The organism is Phytohabitans houttuyneae (genome assembly GCF_011764425.1).
GTDB lineage: Bacteria > Actinomycetota > Actinomycetes > Mycobacteriales > Micromonosporaceae > Phytohabitans > Phytohabitans houttuyneae.
The window spans coordinates 4100125-4121570 of sequence record NZ_BLPF01000001.1 but is presented as its reverse complement, the minus strand read 5'-3'; the positions used below and the strand labels follow the sequence as shown (position 1 = coordinate 4121570).

Genomic DNA, 21446 nt, shown 5'->3' with positions numbered 1-21446 from the left:
TAACCTTACGCACGGGTAGGTATGCTCGCAAGGGTGACCGCGGTATCAGGCACCCCCACCTTCAAACGACTGCCGCGGGCGGTACGTGAGCAGCAGATGCTCGACTCCGCCGTGCGCGTCTTCTCCCGACGAGGCTTCCATGCGGCGAGCATGGACGAGATCGCGGAGGACGCCGGCATCTCCAAGCCGATGGTGTATGCGTACCTCGGCACCAAGGAGGAGCTCTTCGTCGCCTGCCTCGAACGCGAGGGCACCCGGCTGATGGAGGCCATCGCCGCCGAGGTCGTCGGCGCCGACACGCCGGACCAGCAGCTGTGGCGCGGCCTGCGGGCGTTCTTCACGTTCGTCGGCGCGTACCGCGACGGCTGGGCGGTGCTCTACCGGCAGGCGCGGGGGCAGCAGCCGTTCGCCGGCGCCTCGGCCGAGATGCGCGAGCGGATGGTCGAGGTCGTGGCGATGATGCTCGGGCGGGCGCTCGCCGCCGAAGGGCGCGAGGTCCGCGACACCGACCTTGAGGTGGTGGCGTACGCGCTGGTCGGCGCCTCGGAGTCGCTCGCCGACTGGCTGGCCGACCACCCCGAGGCCGACCCGGAGAAGACCGCGACCCGCATGATGAACGTGGCCTGGCTCGGCGCCGGCCAGCTCCTGCGCGGCGAGACCTGGACGCCCTAAACCGGTGTCACGCTGCCGGCGAGGTGCGGCTTGCCCGACCTCGCGCTGTGCAGTGCGAAGCTCCACTCCGGAGCCGCCGAAAATGCCACCGTGGACGGCAGGAAGACCGGCAGCTTGAACGAGACGTCCACTGTGTACGCCTCGGGCAGCCGCCCCTCCAGCGCGGCCAGGCAGCGCGCCTTGCTCCACATCCCGTGCGCGATGGGTCGCGCGAAGCCGAAGAGGCGCGCGCCCAGCCGCGACGTGTGGATCGGGTTGTGGTCGCCGGAGACGCGCGCGTAGTCGGTGCCGACCCGCGGCGTCAGCCGCCACTGCGCCGAGGCGGCGGGCGGCTCGGGCGGCTCGCCCTCCCGCCGGCCGCCGGAGGGTTTGCCCTCGCGCCGCAGGTACGTCGACACGTCCCGCCAGACCACCTCGCCGCCGACCGAGGCGGTCGCCACGACGTCGAGCTGCCGGCCGCGCGGGTGCTCGCGCAGGTCCGCGGCGTGTACCGACAGGTCGAGCGGCTCATCCGCGTCGATCGGGCGGTGCAGCTCGATCCGGTTGGCCACGTGCACCAGACCCACCACGGGAAACGGGAAGTCGCGCCGCGACATCAGCCGGAACGCCAGCGGAAACGCGAGCACGTGCGGGTACGTCGCGGGCAGCGTGTCGGAGAGGCGGAAGCCGCAGACCCGGCTGTAGTCGGCGAGGTGGGCGCGGTCGACGGTGACGCCGGCCCGTTCGAGCACGGCTTCGGGCAGCCAGCCGGGGCGGTTGAAGCCCGGCACGAGGCCGATCGCGGCGCGCGCGTACATCACGCCCCCAGCAGGCTCTGGCCGCAGACGCGGACGACGTTGCCGGTGATGCCGCCGGACGCGGGCGAGGCGAACCACGCGATCGTCTCGGCCACGTCGACCGGGAGGCCGCCCTGCGCCATGCTGTTCATCCGGCGGCCGGCCTCGCGGAGCATCACCGGCATCTTCGCGGTCATGGGGGTCTCGATGAAGCCGGGCGCCACCGCGTTGATGGTGATGCCGCGCTCGGCGAGCACCGGCGCCATCGACTGGACCAGGCCGATCACGCCGGCCTTGCTGGTGGCGTAGTTGGTCTGGCCGCGGTTGCCGGCGATGCCCGCGATCGAGGCCACGCCGATCAGGCGGCCGCCGTCGGCGAGCAGGCCGCGATCCAGGAGTACCTCGTTGATCCGCTCCTGGCTGGAGAGGTTGACGTCGAGCACCGAGTCCCAGCGGTCGGCGTCCATCCGGGCGATCGTCTTGTCGCGGGTGATGCCGGCGTTGTGCACCACGATGTCGACGCGCCCGTGCCGCCCGCCGATGTGGTCGGCCAGCCGGTCGGGCGCGCCGGCGGCGGTGAGGTCGAGCTGGTACGCGGTACCCCGGATGTCGTTGGCCACCGCGGCGAGCGCGTCGCCGGCGGCGGGCACGTCGAGGCCGATCACCTGCGCGCCGTCGCGGGCCAGGACCTTGGCGATCGCCGCGCCGATCCCGCGGGCGGCGCCGGTGACCAGGGCGACCTTGCCGTCGAGCGGGTGCTCCCAGTCGGCGGGCGGGTTGACCGCGGTGGCCGGGCCGATGCGGATGACCTGCCCGGACACGTACGCCGAGCGGCCGGAGAGCAGGAAGCGGACGGTCGACTCGACCGCGCCCTCGGCGCCGGGCGTGACGTAGACGAGCTGTGCGGTGGAACCGCGGCCGACCTCCTTGCCGAGGCTCCGGGTCAGCCCTTCGATCGCCCGCTGCGCGGTGGCCTCGCGGGGCGACTCGCACGCCTCCGGCGGGGTGCCGAGCACGATCACCCGGCCGGATCCGGCGAGCGAGCGGGCGTTCGGGTGGAAGAAGTCGTAGAGCGCGCGCAGGCCGGTGGAGTCGGTGATGCCCGAGGCGTCGAAGACGAGTGCGCTGTACCGCTCGCCCTCCTCGGAGATGCCGGCGGCCTTGAGGATGCCGCGGACCGGCTCGAACAGGCGGCCGCCGGGTGCCGAGTCGAGCAGCACGGGACCCAGCTCTTCACCGGGCTTGAACCGGCGCAGCCGGGGCGGAGCCGGCAAGCCGAGGCGCTTGACCACCGCACGGCCTGGACCAGAGTTGGCGAATCTCGCGTACCCGTCACTCATGGCCGTGCTCGCTTCGCTGCGCGCGGCCACGAGACTCCAGTCGCACTGTGCCGGATGATTCGCTCGCTTCGCTCGCTCATGGGCGTATCCTACTCGTGAGTAAGTTTCTCTGGGAGGGGAAGTCCGTGCAGAGGGTCGCGATCATCGGTGGCAACCGGATCCCGTTCGCCCGATCGAACAGCCGGTATGCCTCAGCGTCCAACCAGGACATGCTCACCGCCGCGCTGGATGGCCTGGTCGCCCGGTACGGGCTGGCCGGCCAGCGCCTCGGCGAGGTGGTGGCCGGTGCCGTGCTCAAGCACGCGCGCGACTTCAACCTCACCCGGGAGGTGGTGCTCGGCTCGCGCCTCGACGCGCACACCCCGGCGTACGACGTACAGCAGGCGTGCGGCACCGGCCTGGAGGCGGCCATCCTCGTCGCCAACAAGATCGCGCTCGGCCAGATCGAGGCGGGTATCGCCGGTGGCGTCGACACGACGTCGGACGCTCCGCTGCAGCTCAACGAGGACATGCGGCGCGCGCTCCTCCAGATCAACTCGGCCCGCTCGTTCGGTGGGCGGCTGCGTGCGGCCACCCGGCTGCGCCCGCTGCAGCCGTTCCGCCCGGAGATTCCGCGCAACGCCGAGCCGCGCACCGGGCTCTCGATGGGCGAGCACGCGGCGGTGACCGCGCTGGAGTGGGGGATCGGCCGCGCCGAGCAGGACCAGCTCGCGCTGGAGTCGCACCAGAAGCTGGCCGCGGCGTACGAGCAGGGCTTCTTCGACGACCTGCTCACGCCGTACCTGGGGCTGGGCCGCGACCAGAACCTGCGCCCCGATACCTCGCTGGAGAAGCTCGGCTCCCTCAAGCCGGCCTTCCGCGCGCCGGGCGGCGGCGAGCCGACGATGACCGCGGGCAACTCCTCGCCGCTGACCGACGGTTCGGCCGTGGTGCTGCTCGCGTCCGAGGAGTGGGCGGCCGCGCACAACCTGCCGGTCCAGGCGTACTTCGTCGACGCGGAGACGGCCGCCGTCGACTTCGTGCACGGTGCGGAAGGGCTGCTGATGGCCCCTGCGTACGCGGTGCCGCGGCTGCTCGCCCGCCGCGGGCTCACGCTGCAGGACTTCGACTTCTACGAGATCCACGAGGCGTTCGCGTCACAGGTGCTGGCCACGCTCGCCGCCTGGGAGTCGCCGGAGTTCTGCAAGGACAAGCTCGGGCTCGACGCGCCGCTCGGCTCGATCGACAGGTCCAAGCTCAACGTCAACGGCTCGTCCCTGGCCGCGGGGCACCCCTTCGCCGCGACCGGCGGCCGGATCGTCGCCACGCTGGCCAAGCTGCTCGCGCAGCGCGGGTCCGGCCGCGGTCTCATCTCGATCTGCGCGGCCGGCGGGCAGGGCGTGGTCGCCATCCTCGAACGCTGACCTGTGAGAATGGGCGGGTGATCCCCAACGTTCTCGCCGCCCGTTACGCCTCCGCCGAGCTGACCGCGATCTGGGCGCCGGAGGAGAAGGTACGGCTGGAGCGGCGGCTGTGGGTCGCCGTCCTGCGCGCCCAGCGCGACCTCGGCATCGAGGTGCCGGATGGCGTGGTCGAGGCGTACGAGCGGGTCCTCGACGACGTCGACCTCGCCTCGATCGCGGAGCGCGAGCGGGTGACCCGGCACGACGTGAAGGCGCGCATCGAGGAGTTCAGCGCGCTCGCCGGCCACGAGCACGTCCACAAGGGCATGACCTCCCGCGACCTCACCGAAAACGTCGAGCAGCTGCAGGTGCGCCGCTCGCTGGAGCTGGTCCGCGACCGAGCCGTCGCCTCGCTCGCGCGGCTGGCCCGCCTCGCCGTCGAGCACTCCGACCTGGTGATGACCGGCCGCTCGCACAACGTCGCGGCGCAGGCCACCACGCTCGGCAAGCGGTTCGCGTCGGCGGCCGAGGAGCTGCTTATCGCGTACGAGCGGCTGGAAGACCTCATCGCCTGGTACCCGCTGCGGGGCATCAAGGGCCCGGTTGGCACCGCCGCCGACCAGCTCGACCTCTTTGACGGTGACGCCGAGCGGCTCGCCGACCTGGAGCGGCGGCTGGCCACCCACCTCGGCTTCTCCCGCGTGCTGGACAGCGTCGGCCAGGTGTACCCCCGGTCGATCGACTTCGCCACGGTGGCCGCGCTGGCGCAGCTCGTCGCCGCCCCCTCCTCGCTGGCCACCACGATCCGGCTGATGGTGGGCCAGGAGCTGGTCACCGAGGGCTTCCGCCCAGGCCAGGTGGGCTCGTCGGCCATGCCGCACAAGATGAACACCCGTTCCAGCGAGCGGGTCAACGGCCTGGCCGTCATCGTCCGCGGCTACCTGTCGATGGTCGGCGAGCTGGCCGGCGACCAGTGGAACGAGGGTGACGTCTCCTGCTCGGTCGTGCGCCGCGTCGCGCTGCCGGACTCGTTCTTCGCGACCGACGGCCTGTTCCAGACGTTCCTCACCGTGCTCGACGAGTTCGGCGCGTACCCGGCGGTCATCGCCCGCGAGCTGGACCGCTACCTGCCGTTCCTGGCCACCACGAAGATTCTGGTGGCGGCCGTGCGGCGCGGCGTCGGTCGCGAGGCCGCGCACGAGGCGATCAAGGAGCACTCGGTCGCGGTGGCGCTGGCGATGCGGGAGAAGGGCGTCGCCGAAAACGACCTCTTCGACCGGCTCGCGCTCGACAGCCGGCTCGGGCTCACCCGCGCCGAGATCGACGCGCTGGTCGCCGACCGGGAAGCCTTCGTCGGCGCCGCGCCGGCCCAGGTGCGGGCCGTGGTCGACCGCGTGGCCGAGGTCGTGGCCCGCCACCCGCAAGCCGCCGCGTACGCACCGGCGCCGATCCTTTAGCCAAGACGCGCTGGGTCGGGGAGAACCTCCCCGACCCAGCGGCGTGACACGGCCCAACATGTCGCGGGCCGTGCGGCCCACCGGCCCCTCATACGGCCGGCGGTCGCTTGAAGCTCAACGCAGTGACGTGCTCCACGCCCTAGGCCACCGCCTTCGTCACGACGACGGCGGTGCCGTATGCGCACATCTCCACCCAGAGCGTGCCTGTGTCGCGGTGGTCGAACCGCATGCCGAGCACCGCGTTCGCTCCGCGCTTGCGGGCCGCCCTTCCCAACTCGGCGACGGCCTCGGTGCGCCAGCGCAGCAGGTGCTGCGGGGCGCGCGGGTCGTACGCGCCGCCGCGCAGTGACTTCACACCTTCGGCGAACGCGTTGCGGGTCCGGGCCAGAGAGACGATGACTTCACCCAGCACCGCGTGCACGTGATAGCCGGGTAAGTCGTCCGTCGTGACGACGAGCACAACGAGAAAGTAGGACTTTCCGGACGCCGACATGCCGGCAATCAGCACAAGCCCCCGCGTACCGCAAAACAGCGCGGCGCGGACAAGAACCCGCGCCGCGCCGGATCAAGGTCGTAACCGTCACACACCAGACACCGAGCGGATCCAGGACCGGTTGTACGCGACGCTGCCGTAGTTCTGGATGGTCGTGCCGTTGGCGGTCGAGGCGACGCCCACCTGCTGACCGTTGTAGAACTCCGGGCCGCCGGAGTCGCCGCGCCACGCGTTCCCGTTGATCCGGGTGCTGCGGATGGCCTGGCCGCCGTAGGCGTCGGTGGCGTTGAGGCTGGTGACCTGCACGCTCGCGGTCTTCAGCTGGGTGGACGCGCCGCAGCCGCTGTAGCAGGTCATGCCCCAGCCGTAGATCGAGTTGGTCGAGCCGACCGGCGGGTTGCTGCTGGCCAGCGTCACGTACGACGTGCTCACCGAGCTGCTGAGCCGCATCAGGGCGAGGTCGTTCTGCGCGTACGTGGCGGACACCGTCCGGGTGACGCCGCCGGAGCTGCGGTACACGCTGCCGACCCGCACCGACATGGTGCCGTTGATGCAGTGCCGGGCGGTGAGCACCCAGGTCGGCGCGATGATCGAGCCGGAGCAGGTGAACGAGCCGTTGGCGAACACCGCCGCCGCCCACGGAGCGGAGGAGACGGTACCGCCGCCGATGATCAGGGGGGTCGGGTCGGCGACCGCGGTGCCGGGGACGACGAGGGCGCCGGTGAGGGTGGCGGCTATGGCGGCCACGGTGAGGCGGATGCGCATGGGGGCACTCCTTTGTAGGGGGTGGATCCACACGCTAGGGGTATTGACGATCGTCTAAAAGATCAGATCGAGGTCATACGATGCGTTGATGTCGGTCCCAACGTGTTTACGGTGCTACGGGGTATAAGGGACCTCAATGGAGTACCTGCTGGTCGCCCTCACCGCGTTCGTGCTGATCTTGCCGGTGGAGCTGCCGGACAAGACGTTCGTCGCGACCCTCGTGCTCAGCACCCGCTACCCGCCGCTCCCGGTGTGGCTCGGCGTGGTCGCGGCGTTCGGCGTGCAGTGCCTGGTGGCCGTCGGCGCCGGACACCTGCTCTCCCAGCTGCCCGAAAAGCCGGTCGCGCTGGTCGCCGCCGCACTCTTCGGGGCCGGCGCGGTGGTCCTGCTCCGCGGGGCGCGGCGCGCCGACAGTGAGGAGAAGGAGCAGGAGAGGGAGTACGCGGGTCGCGCGGCGCCGGCCCGCAGTGGTTTGCGGGCGGCAGGTGCCAGCTTCGCGGTGCTCTTCACCGCCGAGTGGGGCGACCTGTCCCAGTTGCTCACGGCCGGCCTGGTGGCCAGCGGCAAGCCGGCCATCCCGGTCTTCTTCGGCTCGTGGCTCGCGCTCGCGGTCGTCTCGGGGCTGGCGGTACTGCTGGGGCGGTGGTTACTGCGCCACGTGCGGCTTTCTCTCGTGCGGTACGTCGCGGCCGGCGTCTGCGCCGTGCTCTGCGTGATCACGGTCGTCGGTGCGGTGACCGGCTGAGCAGGGCGGCCGGTGCGTGCCTGTCACCTTCTACCAGGTACGCTGGGCAGCGCTCGTCTCCCTTCGCGAGGCGGCACACATCCGGCCCCGCGGCCGATAGCGGCAAATTCTGCGTACACAGTCAGGAGTGTCCAGTGGCTCGCGTCGTTGTCGACGTCATGCTCAAGCCGGAGATCCTCGATCCCCAGGGCCAGGCAGTCGCCAACGCGCTGCCCAGGCTGGGTGTCAACGATGTCACCTCGGTGCGGATCGGGCGGCGTATAGAGATCGAGTTCGCCGGTGAGGCCGACCTCGACCAGGCCCGTGCGATCGCCGACAAGCTCCTGGCCAACCCGGTGATCGAAGACTTCGTGGTGCACGCCGACGCGGCCGGCACCGTGACCCCCGAGGGCGACTCGCAGGAGTCGGAGCCGGCGGAGGCGCCGGCATGAGCGAGCGCAGCGAGCGAATCATCGGGCTCAGCGCCATTGAAGGCTCGTGGGCGCCCGCAGCGAAGCGAGGACGGCCATGAGCACGAGGGTGGGTGTGGTCACGTTCCCGGGGTCGCTCGACGACGGTGACGCGGCGCGTGCCGTGCGCCTCGCCGGTGCCGACGCCGTGGGGCTGTGGCACGCCGACCCCGACCTGCACGGCGTCGACGCGGTGGTCCTGCCCGGCGGTTTCTCGTACGGCGACTACCTGCGCGGCGGCGCCATCGCCCGCTTCGCCCCGGTGATGGAGACGATCGCCGCGGCCGTGCGCGACGGCCTCCCTGTGCTCGGCATCTGCAACGGCTTCCAGATCCTGTGCGAGGCGCACATCCTGCCGGGCGCGCTCATCCGCAACCAGCACATGCACTTCCGCGCCCGTGACCAGCGGCTGCGCATCGAGGCTGTGCAGCCGGTGTGGACCAACGCGTTCAACGACAGCCAGGAAGTCGTCATCCCGATCAAGCACGGCGAGGGCCGCTACGTCGCCGACGAGCGCACGCTCGACGAGCTCGAGGCCAATGGCCAGGTCGTCGCGCGGTACATCGGCGGCAACCCCAACGGCGCGCAGCGCGACATCGCCGCCATCAGCAATGCGGCTGGCAACGTTGTCGGCATCATGCCGCACCCCGAGCACGCGGTGGACGCCCTGACCGGGCCTTCCGTCGACGGCCTCGGCTTCTTCACGTCGATGCTGAAGTTCCTCGCCGGGCGTCCAGCGAGCGAAGCGAGCGCAGCCGGCACAGCCCAGGCGGACCAGGGAGCCACTGGATGACAACCCAGTCCGAGGCAGCGGACATCGTGGTGGGCGAGTTCGACGGGGGCCTGACACGGTCCAGCGCGCCGCCGCCACCCCGGAGGAGCTCCAGCCGTACGCGGAGCTGGGCCTGCGCGACGACGAGTACCAGCGGATCCGCGAGGTGCTCGGCCGCCGGCCCACGCAGTCCGAGCTCGCGATGTACTCGATCATGTGGAGCGAGCACTGCTCCTACAAGTCGAGCAAGGTGCACCTGCGCCAGTTCGGGGAAAAGGCGCCGCCCAGCGACAAGCTGCTCGCCGGCATCGGCGAAAACGCGGGCGTCATCCAGATCTCCGACGACATCGCGGTGACCTTCAAGGTCGAGTCGCACAACCACCCGAGCTACGTCGAGCCGTACCAGGGCGCTGCCACCGGCGTCGGCGGCATCGTGCGCGACATCCTCGCGATGGGTGCCCGCCCGGTCGCGGTCATGGACCCGCTGCGCTTCGGCGCCGCCGACCACGAGGACACCGCGCGCGTTCTGCCCGGCGTCGTGGGCGGCATCGGGGGGTACGGAAACAGTCTCGGCCTGCCCAACATCGGCGGTGAGGTCGTCTTCGACCCCTGCTACCAGGGCAACCCGCTGGTCAACGCGCTCTGCATCGGCGTGCTCCCCGTCGACCGCCTGCAAAACAAGGCCGCCGCCGGCCCGGGCAACATCGTGGTGCTGATGGGCGCCAAGACCGGCCGCGACGGCATCGGCGGCGTATCGGTGCTGGCCAGCGCCACGTTCGACAGCGAGAGCGAGCAGCGCCGCCCGTCAGTGCAGGTCGGCGACCCGTTCATGGAAAAGCTCCTGATCGAGGCATGCCTGGAGCTCTACGACGACCGCCGCGTCGTCGGGATCCAGGACCTCGGCGGTGCCGGCCTCACCTGCGCGCTGACCGAGACCGCCGCGGCTGCCGGCACCGGCATGACGGTCGAGCTCGACAAGGTGCCGCTGCGTGAGCCTTCGATGCAGCCGCACGAGATCCTCGCCAGCGAGTCGCAGGAGCGCATGCTCCTGATCGTCGAGCCCGACCAGCTCGAGGCCGTGCTCAAGACGGCCGCCCGGTGGGGCGTGCTGGCCACCGCGATCGGCGAGGTCACCCCGCCCGGTCCTGAGGGGCTGCCCGGCCGCGTCACGATCACCTGGCAGGGGCACACGGTCGTCGACGTGCCGCCGGGTTCGCTCGCCGACGACGGCCCGGTCTACGCGCGGCCGATGCGCGAGCCCGCCGACCTGATCCTGCTCCAGGCCGACCGCGCCGAGACGCTGCCCCGGCCGTCCACACCGGACGCGGTGCGCGAGACAGTGCTGCGCATGGTCGCCTCGCCGAACCTCTGCGACCGCACCTGGGTGACCGAGCAGTACGACCGGTACGTGCTCGGCAACACAGTGCTCGCCCAGCCCGAAGACGCCGGCGTGATCCGCATCGACGAGCGCTCCGGCCTCGGCGTCGCGCTCTCCGTCGACGGCAACGGGCGGTACGCGCGGCTCGACCCGTACACCGGGGCGAAGCTCGCGCTCGCCGAGGCGTACCGCAATGTCGCGGTCACCGGCGCCGCGCCGCTCGCGGTCACCAACTGCCTCAACTTCGGCTCGCCCGAAGACCCGGCGGTGATGTGGCAGTTCGCCGAGGCGGTGCGCGGCCTCGCCGACGGCTGCGCCGAGCTGGGCATCCCGGTCACCGGCGGCAATGTGAGCTTCTACAACCAGACCGGCGCCGCGGCGATCCACCCCACCCCGGTCGTCGGCGTGCTGGGTGTGCTCGACGACGTCGCCCAGCGGGTGCCGATGGGCTTCCCCAAGCCGGCCAACCCCGACGGCGACATCATCTTCCTGCTCGGCGAGACCCGGCTGGAGCTGTCCGGCTCCGAGTGGGCCTGGGTCACCCACGAGCACCTCGGTGGCGTCCCGCCGAAGGTCGACCTGGCCGGTGAAAAGGCGCTCGCCGGCCTGCTCGCCGAGGCCGCGCGCGTCGGCCACCTCACCGCGGCGCACGACCTCTCCGACGGCGGCCTCGCGCAGGCACTCGTCGAGGCCAGCCTGCGGCGCGGCGTCGGTGCCCGGATCGCGCTGCCCGAGGAGTTCACGGCCGGCTCGATGCCGTTCGTCTTCCTCTTCAGCGAGTCTGCCGGCCGGGCGATGGTGTCCGTGCCGCACGGCCAGGAGAAGGCGTTCACCGCCCTCTGCACCGAGCACGGCGTGCCCTGGACCGCGCTGGGCGTGACCGACGAAAACGGCGGTCAGCTCGAGGTGCGCGACCAGTTCACGATCGGGCTCGACGAGCTGCGGGAGGCGCACACCGGGACCCTCCCCGCCCTCTTCGGTGGCTGAGCCGGTCTTCGCGCAGCCCGGCGCCGGCGTCCGCTTCGACTGGGGTCTCGCCGGCGCGTCCGAGCTGGGTCGGGTCTGCGCGGCGCTGGTCGTGGTGGACGTGCTCTCGTTCACCACGTCGGTGGACGTCGCGGTCGGGCGCGGCATGCGGGTGCACCCGTTTCCGTGGGGCGCGCAGGCCGACGACTTCGCCCGCCGCATGGGCGCGGTCGCCGCGGTCGGCCGCCGAGCGGTGAGCCCGGAACGGCCCTGGTCGCTGTCGCCGGCCTCGCTGCGGTCCGCGCCGGTCGTCCCCGACCTGGTACTTCCGTCGCCGAACGGGTCGGCCATCTCCGCCGCCGCGAGTGCAACCGGCCTTCCGGTACTCGCCGGCTGCGTCCGAAACGCACCCGCCGTCGCGCGCTGGCTCCTTTCCAATGGGTACGGGTCGTCGCACGCCCCGGTCGGCGTCATAGCGGCCGGTGAACGCTGGCCCGACGGCACCCTCCGCCCCTGCGTCGAAGACCTCCTCGGTGCGGCTTCCGTGCTCGACGGCCTTGCCGAGGCCACGGGCGGGCTCTCGGTGGAAGCGGCGGTGGCGCTGTCCGCGCTGAGCGGCGTGCCGGACGTGCCGGCGGCGATCCGCTTGTGCGCGTCCGGGCGCGAGCTGTCCGGGTCCGGGTTCGGCGGAGACGTCGAGATCGCCGTCGAGGTGGGCGCGTCAGACGTGGTGCCCGTGCTCGACAAGGGCGTCTTCGCCGCCGCCTGACACCGTTTTGAAGCCCGCCGTCGGGCACGATGTCGTGATGAGCGACGTGCTTCTGCGCGGCGGGCGCCCTTGGCGCAGCCCCACCGTGGCCGACATCCTCGTGCGCGACGGTGAGATCGCCGCCATCGACGCCGACCTGCCGGTGCCCGGCGGCGCCGAGGTCGTCGACGTGGCCGGGCGGCTGATCCTGCCAGGGCTCGTCGAGGCGCACTGCCACCTCGACAAGACGCTTTTCGGCGGCGACTGGGTGCCGCACACCGCCGGCGACGCGCTTGCCGACCGCATCGGCAACGAACGCCGCCGCCGCACCGAGCTCGGCGTGCCGGATGTGGACCGCATCACCGCGCTCCTGGAGCGGATGGTCGCGGCCGGCACCACGTACGTCCGCAGCCACACCGACATCGACCCGGCGATCGGACTGTCCGGAGTGGAGGCGGTCAACGCCGCGGCGGAGCGGCTGGCCGGCCGCGTGACGGTCGAGCAGGTGGCCTTCCCGCAGTACGGCATCCTCGCCAACCCCGGCACCGAGGCGGTGCTGGAGCAGGCGCTCGCGGCGGGCGTGGGCACGATCGGCGGGCTGGATCCGGCCGGCTTCGACCGCGACCCGGTGCGGCACCTCGACGTCGTGTTCGGCCTCGCCGAGCGGTACGGCGCGGGCGTCGACATCCACCTGCACGACGGTGGCACGCTGGGCATCTGGCAGCTGGAGCTGATCGCCGAGCGCACCAAGGCGGCCGGGCTCGACGGGCGGGTGACGGTGAGCCACGCGTACGCGCTGGGCCAGGCCGACGTCGCCACCCAGGAGCGGATCGCCGCGCGGCTGGCCGAGGCGGGTGTGGCAGTGGTGACCGCCGCGGTGTACGACTTCCCGGTCCCGCCGCTGAAGAAGCTCATCGCCGCCGGCGTGACCGTCGCCTGTGGACACGATGGGATCCGCGACCTGTGGGGCCCGTACGGCAGCGGCGACATGCTCGAACGCGCGATGCACGTCGCCTACCGGAGCATGTTCCGCCGCGACGAGGACATCGAGGTCGCGCTGACCGCTGCCACGTACGGCGGCGCGCGCGTGCTAGGGCTCCCCGCGTACGGGCTGGCGATCGGAGCACCCGCCGACCTCGTCGTCGTGGACGCGCGTACTCCCGCGGAGGCGGTGGTCGTCCATCCGGCGCGCGACCTGGTACTCAAGGCCGGTCAGGTCGTCGCGCGCGCCGGAACGGTCTGGTAGATGTCCAACCCAAGACGAGATGTGAGCTGCCGCGATGTCCGCCGTGGTCCGGACCGCTGCTCCCGCGGCCTCACCCTCTGCGGTCGCCCATCTCAGCCCCGAAAACCCAGCTCCCGCGACAGCTTCCGGTGTTCCTCCCAGCTTCTGCAGATCTTTCGAGGCGGGAGTCCGCGAGGCCACCCGCAGCTCGGCACCGTCGTCGCGGTCGGTGACTGCCGATCAGGTGCAGGCGGTGTGAGCTTCAAAATCTTGGTGAGTTAGCGAGTTATTTCGACGCTAACTTGCCAAGATCTGCCGGAGCGGGCTCCTGGGTTGAGCTGGGCGACCGCATAGGGTGAGGCGGCAACCGGGTCGAGGTGGGCGAATCCGTCCACAACCGAGCGAGGGTGGTCGCCGTTGCCGATGCCGATCAAGAAGATCGTGGGTGAGCTCGCCCACCGCGGAGGGTGAGGCCGCGGGAGCAACGGTCCGGACCACGGCGGACGTCGCGGTAGCCCGGATCTGTTCGAATTCGATCGTTCTGAACCGGGCCACCACGATCGCGCCCCACCCTGACGCCGAAAGGTCTCTCTAGAAAGCGAAGTGGCCGCGACCCTTTCGGGCGCGGCCACTTTCACACTGTCTGATCGGTCAGTCGTCGAGCCAGTCGAGGGAGCGGCGCTCGCCACGGCCAGCGGGCTGCTGCGGACCACCCCGACCGGTGCGCGGCCCGGCCTGGTCGTCGTAGTAACCGCCCTGGTCGTCGTAGCCGCCGCCACGCGGGTCGTATCCACCGCCGCGCTGCTGCGGCACCTGGTCGTAGCCGCCACGCGGGTCGTAGCCCGACTGCTGGTCGTATCCGTTGCCGCCGTAGCCGCCGCCACCCTGGCCGCCGTAGGCGCCGCCCTGCTCGTAGCCGCCACCGGCCGGCCGGGTGTAGCCGTTGTCCGCCGGGCCGTAGCCGCCCTGCTCGTAGCCGCCGCCCGCCGGGCCATACGCCACGCCACGGTCCGGCTCCGGCTCGCCGCGGTAGCCACCGCCACCGCCGTAGGGACCGGACTCGTAGGACGACGGCTTGGCCTGGCCGTAGGCGCCACCCTGGCCACCCGCGCTCTTGCCATCCCAGCGGCCGGTCGGCTCGTCGTAGCGGTCGCCGCCGCCGTATGCAGCGCCACCACCGGCGGGAGCGCCGTATGCGCCGCCCTGCGGCTCGCGGTAGTCACGGCTACCGCCGTAGGCGTCGTCGCCACCACGGCCGCCACCCGCATACGGGCCGGCGGGTGCGGCAGGGCTGCCGTAGCCACCAGGAGCGGCCGGGCCGCCGTAGCCATTGGCGCCGCCGCGGTCGTATCCGCCCTGACCGCCGGAGGGGCCGTAGCCACTGCCGCTGGTCGGTCGCCCGTACTCCCCGCCGGCCTGCGCGCCGTTGGGGCCGCCGTAGCCGCCACCACTCGTCGGACCGCTGGGCCCGCCGTAGCCACTGCCGCTGGTCGGGCCGCTGGGTCCGCCGTAGCCGCTACCGCTCGTGGGCCGCCCGTACTCCCCGGGGCCGCCGGCGGGGGCGCGGCCGTAGGTGCCGGCGCCGTTGGGGCCACCGCCGCCCGGACCGCCGTAACCGTTGCTCGGGCCCGGGGCCGCGCCGTAGACCGAGGTGGCGCCGCCGCCGGGACCGTATCCAGCGCCGGCCTGGCCGTTGTAGCCCGGGCTCTGCGACGGCAGCGGTGCGCCGTACGGATCGGGGAACTCGTCGGCGGGCGGCACCGGGCTGTGCATCATCGTCGGTGCGTCGGCGATCGAGGGGCGGCCGACCATCGTCGGTGCGGCCACGCCACCTGCGCCGGCCATCCGGGTCATGTCGTTGGCGGGGTGGTAGACACCCGCCGCACCTGGCACCGGCGTGCGGCCACCGGGGCGCAGCGGCTGGTCGTCGTCCAGGCCGGGGTCGCCGCCGTCCTGCTTGCGCCGCACGATGAGGAGCACGATCGCGCCGACACCGAGGGCGACGAGAAGGCCACCCACGATGATGAGGAGCCACGAGCCCATACCGCCGCCTTCAGAGTTGTTGGAGGCGTTGTTGGCGTTGAGGTCGGAGGCTTCCGGCGCGGCCTCGTCACTCGGTGCCGGCTCTTCGGACGGCGGAGCGGAGGCGGCCGCGGACGGCGTCGCCGCCTTCGTGGACTTCAGCGCGAATGTGCCGACCGTCACCGACTGCCCCGCGGCCCCGACGACCTTCTTCTCGTCGACCGGACCGTAGTCCTCGTGCTGCGCGCCGACGAAGATCTCGCCGACCGCGATCGGCTCGCCCTGGCAGCTGGTGAACCGGTAATTGCCGCTGCTGGTCGTCGTCGTGCTGCAGTTGTGGCCCTTGGAGTCGAGCATCGCGACGGACGCGCCCTCGATGCCCTCGCCGGTCGTGCTGTCCTTGACCTTGCCGGACACCTGCTTGACCGTCTGCTCCTGCTGCTGCTCCTGGCCGCGAACGGTCACCTGGGCCTGGGCGGTGTCGTTGTCGTCGTCCGCCTCGGCGGTGATCCGGACCGTGCCCTGCCGCTGCTGGCCGGCGCCGACGTTGCCGCCGACGAGCCGCGCGTTGAAGGTGACGGTCTCGTTGGGACCGATCTGCCGGGCGGGGATGTTGCAGTCACCCTGACATTGCAGTCCGTCGAAGGTCTCGACACTCACGGCGAATGTCGTCGGCTGGTTGTTGTTGTTTCTGACCGTGAACGACAGCTGGGCCTGCTGTCCAGCCTGGATGGTGCCGGACGAGAGATTGGTGATCTGCACGTCCGGGTCCTGGGCGAATGCAGCCGCGGGGAAGGCGACCGCGGCGCCGACAACCAGCGCCCCGACCACACCGGCGCGAAGCATCCAGGCTTGTCGGTGCGTAGTCACGTCCACCGCCCTTCCGTTTCTGTCATCCCGCTTGCGGCTGCCGCAGCGCAGCAACCAGCCCGTGACGAGTACACCGTCGGCAACTATGCCTTGTTTGGGGGTACCGGCGCGACCCAGGGGCGGGACGTTGTGGAGAAACAGAGGGTCGTATCGTCCCGACGTGTCCCCTGCGCACAATAAGTCCGTCGTCTTGGAAGCGGTCCTCGCAGAGCTAGACGCTGGGCGTACGCCCGACCGGTCGATGCTGCGTGACGCCGTCCGGGAGCTCCTCTCCGCCCTCGCGCGTCGCGCGCCGGGACGGTCCGTGGAAGTGCGGATCCCACCATACGGTGCGGTCCAGGTGGGAGAGGGTCCACGACACACCCGGGGTACACCGGCGAATGTCGTGGAGATGGATCCGGTCACTTGGGTCCGTTTGGCCACCGGTCGGATTGCCTGGGACGAGGCGGTTACGCAGGGACGCATCAGTGCTAGCGGCAACCGGGCAGACATATCCGCCTACATACCTATGTAACACCGTAGTAATTTGACGATCTCGGTAACGAGAGGAAGCCGAAAGGTGGCTCTCTGTTATCGGCTCTGCCTCGCGTACACTGTGGCGACAGGAAGTCCCGGATCAGCACTGAGGAGCGGCAGGTGCCCCGAGGCGACGGCCGGTTGAGCCACGACCTCGACCCCCAACGGCCCGGCCCGCAAGATGCTTGCGGCGTCTTCGGTGTCTGGGCGCCGGGGGAAGAGGTGGCGAAGCTCACCTATTTCGGTCTGTACGCGTTGCAGCACCGTGGCCAGGAGGCCGCGGGCATCGCGGTCAGCGACGGCTCCGGCGTGGTGGTCTACAAGGATCTCGGTCTCGTGGCCCAGGTCTTCGACGAGCCCACGCTGGCCAGCCTCCGCGGCCACCTCGCGATCGGGCACGCGCGCTACTCCACTACCGGCGGCTCGACGTGGGAAAACGCACAGCCCACGATCCGGGCGACGCCAGCCGGCACCACGATCGCACTCGCGCACAACGGCAACCTGGTCAACACCGCTCAGCTCGCGCGTGAGGCGACCTCGCGCGGGCTCAACTCCGACGGCGCCACGTCGGACACCGCGCTCGTGACCATGCTGCTCGCCAGCCGTCCCGACCTCTCTGTCGAGGCGGCCGCGCTGGAGGTCCTGCCTACCCTCCGCGGTGCGTTCAGTTTCGTGTTCATGGATGAGACCACGCTCTACGCCGCACGTGACGCACACGGCGTGCGCCCGCTCGTGCTGGGCCGGCTGGAGCGTGGCTGGGTGGTCGCCAGCGAGACCGCGGCGTTGGACATTGTCGGGGCCAGCGTCGTGCGGGAGGTGGAGCCCGGAGAGCTGATCGCCATCGACGAGCATGGCCTGCGTTCGGCTCGCTTCGCCGCCCCCGAGCCCAAGGGCTGCCTCTTCGAGTACGTATATATCGCTCGTCCGGACACCACGATCGCCGGCCGCAACATCCACGCCGCCCGGGTGCAGATCGGCCGCCAGCTCGCCAAGGAGCACCCGGTCGACGCCGACCTGGTGATCCCGGTTCCGGAGTCGGGCACGCCCGCCGCAATCGGCTACGCGGAGGGCTCCGGCATCACATATGGCGCCGGCCTGATGAAAAACCCGTACGTGGGGCGCACCTTCATCCAGCCGTCGCAGACCCTCCGCCAGCTCGGCATCCGGCTCAAGCTCAACCCGTTGCGGGAAAACGTCCGCGGCAAGCGGCTCGTCGTCGTCGACGACTCGATCGTCCGGGGCAACACGCAGCGGGCGATCGTGCGGATGCTCCGCGAGGCCGGCGCGCTCGAGGTGCACGTGCGCATCTCCTCCCCGCCGGTCTCCTGGCCGTGCTTCTACGGCATCGACTTCGCGACGCGAGCCGAGTTGCTCGCAAATGGCCTCGACGTCGAGGGCATCCGCCGCTCGATCGGCGCAGACACACTCGGCTACGTGTCGCTCGCCGGTCTCGTCGCCGCCACCGAGCAGCCGAAGACACGCCTGTGTCGCGCATGCTTCGATGGCGAGTACCCGATCGACCTGCCCGCCGGCAACCTGATCGGAAAACACGTGCTAGAAGGCGTCGACAAGCGCGTCGGCGCCGACAGCGGCTCCGCGGGGGCGCCGCATGACCACGAGGCCGGGGCCGACCGCTCCGCGCCTGGCGCACATCCACTCGTCGCCAGTCCCGGCGGCGGGGACGCGCTGCACCGCCCGTAGCCAGTTCGTCGAGAGATCCTCGACCGCTACCCGACGCGGCCCGCCGCGAATGCACAAAGGGGAGAACCGTGACGCACGTGACCGAGCGCAGCAGCAGCGCGGGCACCAACGGTGCCGGAAACAGCCGCCAGCCGTGGAGCGCCGGGTCGAGCCGGACCGGCCGCAAACGCACTGTGACGTACGCGGACGCCGGGGTTTCGATCCACGCGGGTGAGCGGGCTGTCGAGCTGCTGAAGTCCAAGGTGCATCGGACGCTGCGGCCGGAGGTCATGGGCGATCTGGGGGGCTTCGCCGGGCTGTTCCGCCTCGACGTCAAAAAGTACAAAAACCCGATCCTCGCCTCCTCCACCGACGGCGTGGGCACCAAGCTCGTGATCGCGCAGCAGCTCGACATCCACGACACCGTCGGCATCGACCTCGTCGCGATGGTCGTCGACGACCTGGTGGCGTGCGGCGCCGAGCCCCTCTTCCTGCTCGACTACATCGCCTGCGGCGAGGTCGTGCCGGACAAGGTGGCGGAGATCGGTGCGGGCATCGCCGACGGCTGCCGGTACGCGGGCTGCGCGCTCCTCGGCGGTGAGACGGCCGAGCACCCCGGCGTGCTGCGCCCGGATGAGTACGACCTGTCGGCCACCGGCGTCGGCGTGGTCGAGGAGAACGAGATCCTGAGCCGCGACCGCGTCGAGGTCGGCGACGTCGTGATCGCAATGGGCTCTTCCGGCCTGCACTCCAACGGCTTTTCGCTCGTGCGCCACGTGCTGCTCGGCGCCGGCCGCATGCGCCTGGACACGGTGGTGGACGACTTCGGTCGCCAGCGGACGCTGGGCGAGGAGCTGCTCACGCCGACCAAGATCTACGCGCGCGACTGCCTGAAGCTGATCGAGGAGTGCGAGGTGCGGGCGCTGGCCCACGTGACCGGCGGCGGCATCCCCGGAAACCTCGTCCGCATCCTGCCCGAGCACGTCGACGCGGTGGTCAACCGCTCCACCTGGAAGCCGCAGCCGATCTTCGAGCTGGTGCAGGCCAAGGGCCGGATCGACGACCCCGAGATGGAGTCGACGTTCAACATGGGCGTCGGCATGTTCGCGATCGTCTCGGCCGACGACGCCGACCGGGCGCTGGCCTTCCTGGCCGGGCGGGGCATCGCCGCTTGGCAGGCCGGCGAAATCATCGAGGGCACCGGCATGGTGCAGATGATCGGCCAGCACACTCGCGGCTAGGCCTAGGCACCGTCGCTGATCTGGAAAATCGGCGCGGGTGGATTCACCGGCGCGGATATATCCTAGATCCACGGGGGCGGCGGCGGAGGAGTTGCACGGTGGCGGGCCAGCGTCAGGCGTTCAGCGGGATGCGTGGCATCGCCTCCGTACCGACATACGTGGTCATGCAGCCCACGACGCTCTGCAACCTCGACTGCGCGTACTGCTATCTGCCCTTTCGTGCCGACGACCGCAAGATGCCGGCGAAGGTCGCGTCGGCGGTCGCCGGCGCTGTCAACGAGTGGGCGACGAGCCGCCGGTTTTCGGTGGTGTGGCACGGCGGTGAGCCACTCGCGGCCGGCCGGGAGCACCTTGCGACGCTGCTGGCGCCGTTCGGCCGCGACGTCGAGCATCACGTGCAGACAAACGCGACGCTGATCGACGACCGGTGGTGCGAGTTCTTCGCGGCGCACGAGATCCGGGTGAGCGTGAGCGTCGACGGCCCCCGCGCCCGCAACGGCGAGCGCGTCACGCGCGGCGGCCGACCCTCGTACGACCGCATCATGGCCGGCGTCGAGGCGTTGCGGCGGCACGGCATCGGGTTCTCGGCCCTCTGCGTCGTGGCGCGGCCGGAGCCCGGGCTCGCCACCGAGCTGTACGACTACTTCCTCGACCTCGGCTGCGACGTCCTCGGCATCAACATCGAGGAGCTGGAGGGCGTCAACGCCCGCTCCAACCGGCGCGACCCCGCCGCGGTGGCCGGCTTCTGGTCCGAGCTCGTCGGCGCCTGGCGGCGTGACCCGCGCATACACGTGCGCGAGGTGGAGTGGTCCCTGCGGTACGCGGCCGCGGTGCTCGACGGCACCGCCGACGAGGTGCTGCCCCGCCAGCTGGACCCCATACCCACGATCGGGTACGACGGCTCGGTCGTCCTGCTCTCACCCGAGCTGGCCGGCTTCACCGATCCCCGGTACGCGGACTTCACCAGCGGCAACGTGCTCTCCAGCCCGCTGCCTGAGATCATCGCGGGTGCGGCACACGGCACTCCTTGGGTGGCTGAGTTTCTCACCGGGGTCGAAGCGTGCCGGGCCAGCTGCCCCTACTTCGGCTTCTGCGGCGGTGCGCACGCCGCAAACCGCTACTTCGAGCATGGGCGTTTCGACGGTACGGAGACCGATCACTGCCGCAACAGCAAGATCCATCTACTAGAGGGAGTGTTGGACCATGCCCGAGACCACGAGCCACCACAAGCCGCGCGGCTGGGAGCGGGTGGACCCGTCTGACGTTCCCGATGCCTCCGCCGCCCTCCTCGATCCGGTGGCTCAGCGGGTGCACGCCGCGCGGGCAGGGCTGACCACGCTGCTGACCGAGGCAGAAGAGGCACGCCGGCAGCGCGCCGAGGCCGCCGCCACGGACTCCGGCGCGGTCTGCGCCTGGAACCACTTCGAGAACATCCCCACGTTCTACAACTGGAACAACCGGCCCCGTTGAGAAGCTGACCGTCACGCCGCCGAATCAGGGCACCCCGACGAGAAAGCGGGGTGCCCTGATTCGCGTCAGGTGAAGTGACGTGGAGCGGGCACGCATGAGCACGCGGGCTGTCACCGCGTGCTCAAGTGTGACTACCGGTCAGCGGGCGCGAGGCGCCCACTCGTCCGGATCGTCTGCGTCGTCGTCCTCGTCATCGTCGACGTACTCCTTGTAGTCGTCGTCGAAGTCGTGGTCCGACTTGCCGCTGCCGGAGAGTTCTCGCTGCAAGGCGGCGAGGTCGGTGTTCGGGGAGTGGTACTTCAACTCCCGGGCCACCTTTGTCTGCTTGGCCTTAGCACGGCCGCGCCCCATGGCTCGACCCCCTCGCACAGAATTCGGGGCAGCCCGAAGGCGGGCCCCGATGACGTCAGGCATCTCTCGTGGCTCTTACGGTACATGGGGATGCCACGGTTCGGCACCTCGGGTTACCCGCGCCACCC

At 71.1% G+C, this 21446-nt stretch carries 18 protein-coding genes and 2 pseudogenes; 14 read left to right on the top strand and 6 right to left on the bottom strand.

Annotation, left to right across the window (positions count from 1 at the left end):
• Window positions 1-21: 21 nt before the first annotated feature.
• Window positions 22-672: a TetR/AcrR family transcriptional regulator gene (locus Phou_RS18935; RefSeq protein ID WP_173057244.1), complete on the top strand. Its 651-nt coding sequence runs from the start codon at window positions 22-24 to the stop codon at window positions 670-672.
• Here Phou_RS18935 and Phou_RS18930 read toward each other — a convergent pair.
• Complete coding sequence (locus Phou_RS18930) at window positions 669-1469, bottom strand: MaoC/PaaZ C-terminal domain-containing protein (RefSeq protein WP_173058557.1); 801 nt, start codon at window positions 1467-1469, stop codon at window positions 669-671. The genes Phou_RS18935 and Phou_RS18930 overlap by 4 nt on opposite strands.
• Entirely contained in the window at window positions 1469-2788 is a 1320-nt protein-coding gene (locus tag Phou_RS18925; protein ID WP_173057243.1) for a 3-oxoacyl-ACP reductase, read from the bottom strand. The genes Phou_RS18930 and Phou_RS18925 overlap by 1 nt, the downstream gene beginning before the upstream one ends.
• A 95-nt stretch (window positions 2789-2883) precedes the next feature.
• On the opposite strand from Phou_RS18925, the gene Phou_RS18920 reads away from it, so the two are divergent.
• Both Phou_RS18920 and purB read left to right on the top strand, forming a co-directional pair.
• A complete protein-coding gene (locus tag Phou_RS18920; protein WP_173057242.1) occupies window positions 2884-4191 on the top strand; it encodes an acetyl-CoA C-acetyltransferase in 1308 nt (435 codons plus the stop codon).
• 17 nt (window positions 4192-4208) lie between these two features.
• Window positions 4209-5627 (top strand): adenylosuccinate lyase, encoded by a 1419-nt coding sequence (purB, locus tag Phou_RS18915; RefSeq protein WP_178134968.1) that lies wholly within the window; start codon window positions 4209-4211, stop codon window positions 5625-5627.
• A 145-nt stretch (window positions 5628-5772) separates the two neighbouring features.
• On the opposite strand, the pseudogene Phou_RS18910 reads toward purB, so the two are convergent.
• Together Phou_RS18910 and Phou_RS18905 are read right to left on the bottom strand one after the other, a co-directional pair.
• Window positions 5773-6120 (bottom strand): annotated as a pseudogene (locus Phou_RS18910) (heavy metal-binding domain-containing protein); the annotation flags it as partial.
• A gap of 87 nt (window positions 6121-6207) precedes the next feature.
• A complete protein-coding gene (locus tag Phou_RS18905) occupies window positions 6208-6885 on the bottom strand; it encodes a S1 family peptidase (protein WP_173057241.1) in 678 nt (225 codons plus the stop codon).
• 136 nt (window positions 6886-7021) lie between these two features.
• Here Phou_RS18905 and Phou_RS18900 point away from each other — a divergent pair, with 136 nt between their 5' ends.
• From Phou_RS18900 to Phou_RS18875, 6 genes and pseudogenes are all read left to right on the top strand, one after another.
• Window positions 7022-7630: a TMEM165/GDT1 family protein gene (locus Phou_RS18900; protein WP_173057240.1), complete on the top strand. Its 609-nt coding sequence runs from the start codon at window positions 7022-7024 to the stop codon at window positions 7628-7630.
• 134 nt (window positions 7631-7764) lie between these two features.
• Window positions 7765-8061: a phosphoribosylformylglycinamidine synthase subunit PurS gene (gene purS, locus Phou_RS18895; RefSeq protein ID WP_173057239.1), complete on the top strand. Its 297-nt coding sequence runs from the start codon at window positions 7765-7767 to the stop codon at window positions 8059-8061.
• Window positions 8062-8137: 76 nt separating this feature from the next.
• Window positions 8138-8872, top strand: coding sequence for a phosphoribosylformylglycinamidine synthase subunit PurQ (gene purQ / locus Phou_RS18890; protein WP_173057238.1), 735 nt, complete (start codon window positions 8138-8140; stop codon window positions 8870-8872).
• A 46-nt stretch (window positions 8873-8918) separates the two neighbouring features.
• A pseudogene (gene purL, locus Phou_RS18885) lies at window positions 8919-11213 on the top strand (phosphoribosylformylglycinamidine synthase subunit PurL); the annotation flags it as partial.
• A complete protein-coding gene (locus Phou_RS18880) occupies window positions 11209-11964 on the top strand; it encodes a 2-phosphosulfolactate phosphatase (protein WP_173057237.1) in 756 nt (251 codons plus the stop codon). The pseudogene purL and the gene Phou_RS18880, both read left to right, overlap by 5 nt.
• Before the next feature lie 37 nt (window positions 11965-12001).
• Window positions 12002-13189: an amidohydrolase gene (locus tag Phou_RS18875; protein ID WP_173057236.1), complete on the top strand. Its 1188-nt coding sequence runs from the start codon at window positions 12002-12004 to the stop codon at window positions 13187-13189.
• 630 nt (window positions 13190-13819) lie between these two features.
• Here Phou_RS18875 and Phou_RS18870 read toward each other — a convergent pair.
• Entirely contained in the window at window positions 13820-16036 is a 2217-nt protein-coding gene (locus Phou_RS18870) for a carboxypeptidase regulatory-like domain-containing protein (protein ID WP_173057235.1), read from the bottom strand.
• 265 nt (window positions 16037-16301) lie between these two features.
• Here Phou_RS18870 and Phou_RS51140 point away from each other — a divergent pair, with 265 nt between their 5' ends.
• The 5 genes from Phou_RS51140 (at window position 16302) to amcA (ending at window position 20967) form a co-directional block, all read left to right on the top strand.
• Complete coding sequence (locus Phou_RS51140; RefSeq protein ID WP_218579150.1) at window positions 16302-16574, top strand: sterol carrier family protein; 273 nt, start codon at window positions 16302-16304, stop codon at window positions 16572-16574.
• A 122-nt stretch (window positions 16575-16696) separates the two neighbouring features.
• Window positions 16697-18277: an amidophosphoribosyltransferase gene (gene purF / locus Phou_RS18860; RefSeq protein WP_173057234.1), complete on the top strand. Its 1581-nt coding sequence runs from the start codon at window positions 16697-16699 to the stop codon at window positions 18275-18277.
• A 68-nt stretch (window positions 18278-18345) separates the two neighbouring features.
• Complete coding sequence (purM, locus tag Phou_RS18855; protein WP_173057233.1) at window positions 18346-19497, top strand: phosphoribosylformylglycinamidine cyclo-ligase; 1152 nt, start codon at window positions 18346-18348, stop codon at window positions 19495-19497.
• 128 nt (window positions 19498-19625) lie between these two features.
• A complete protein-coding gene (gene amcB / locus Phou_RS18850; RefSeq protein ID WP_173058538.1) occupies window positions 19626-20759 on the top strand; it encodes a cyclophane-forming radical SAM peptide maturase AmcB in 1134 nt (377 codons plus the stop codon).
• Window positions 20701-20967, top strand: coding sequence for a multiple cyclophane-containing RiPP AmcA (gene amcA, locus Phou_RS18845; RefSeq protein WP_371872138.1), 267 nt, complete (start codon window positions 20701-20703; stop codon window positions 20965-20967). Before amcB ends, amcA begins: the two co-directional genes overlap by 59 nt.
• Before the next feature lie 138 nt (window positions 20968-21105).
• Here the strand turns inward: amcA and Phou_RS18840 are convergent, their stop codons facing one another.
• Window positions 21106-21318, bottom strand: coding sequence for a DUF3073 domain-containing protein (locus tag Phou_RS18840; protein WP_173057232.1), 213 nt, complete (start codon window positions 21316-21318; stop codon window positions 21106-21108).
• Window positions 21319-21446: the final 128 nt, after the last annotated feature.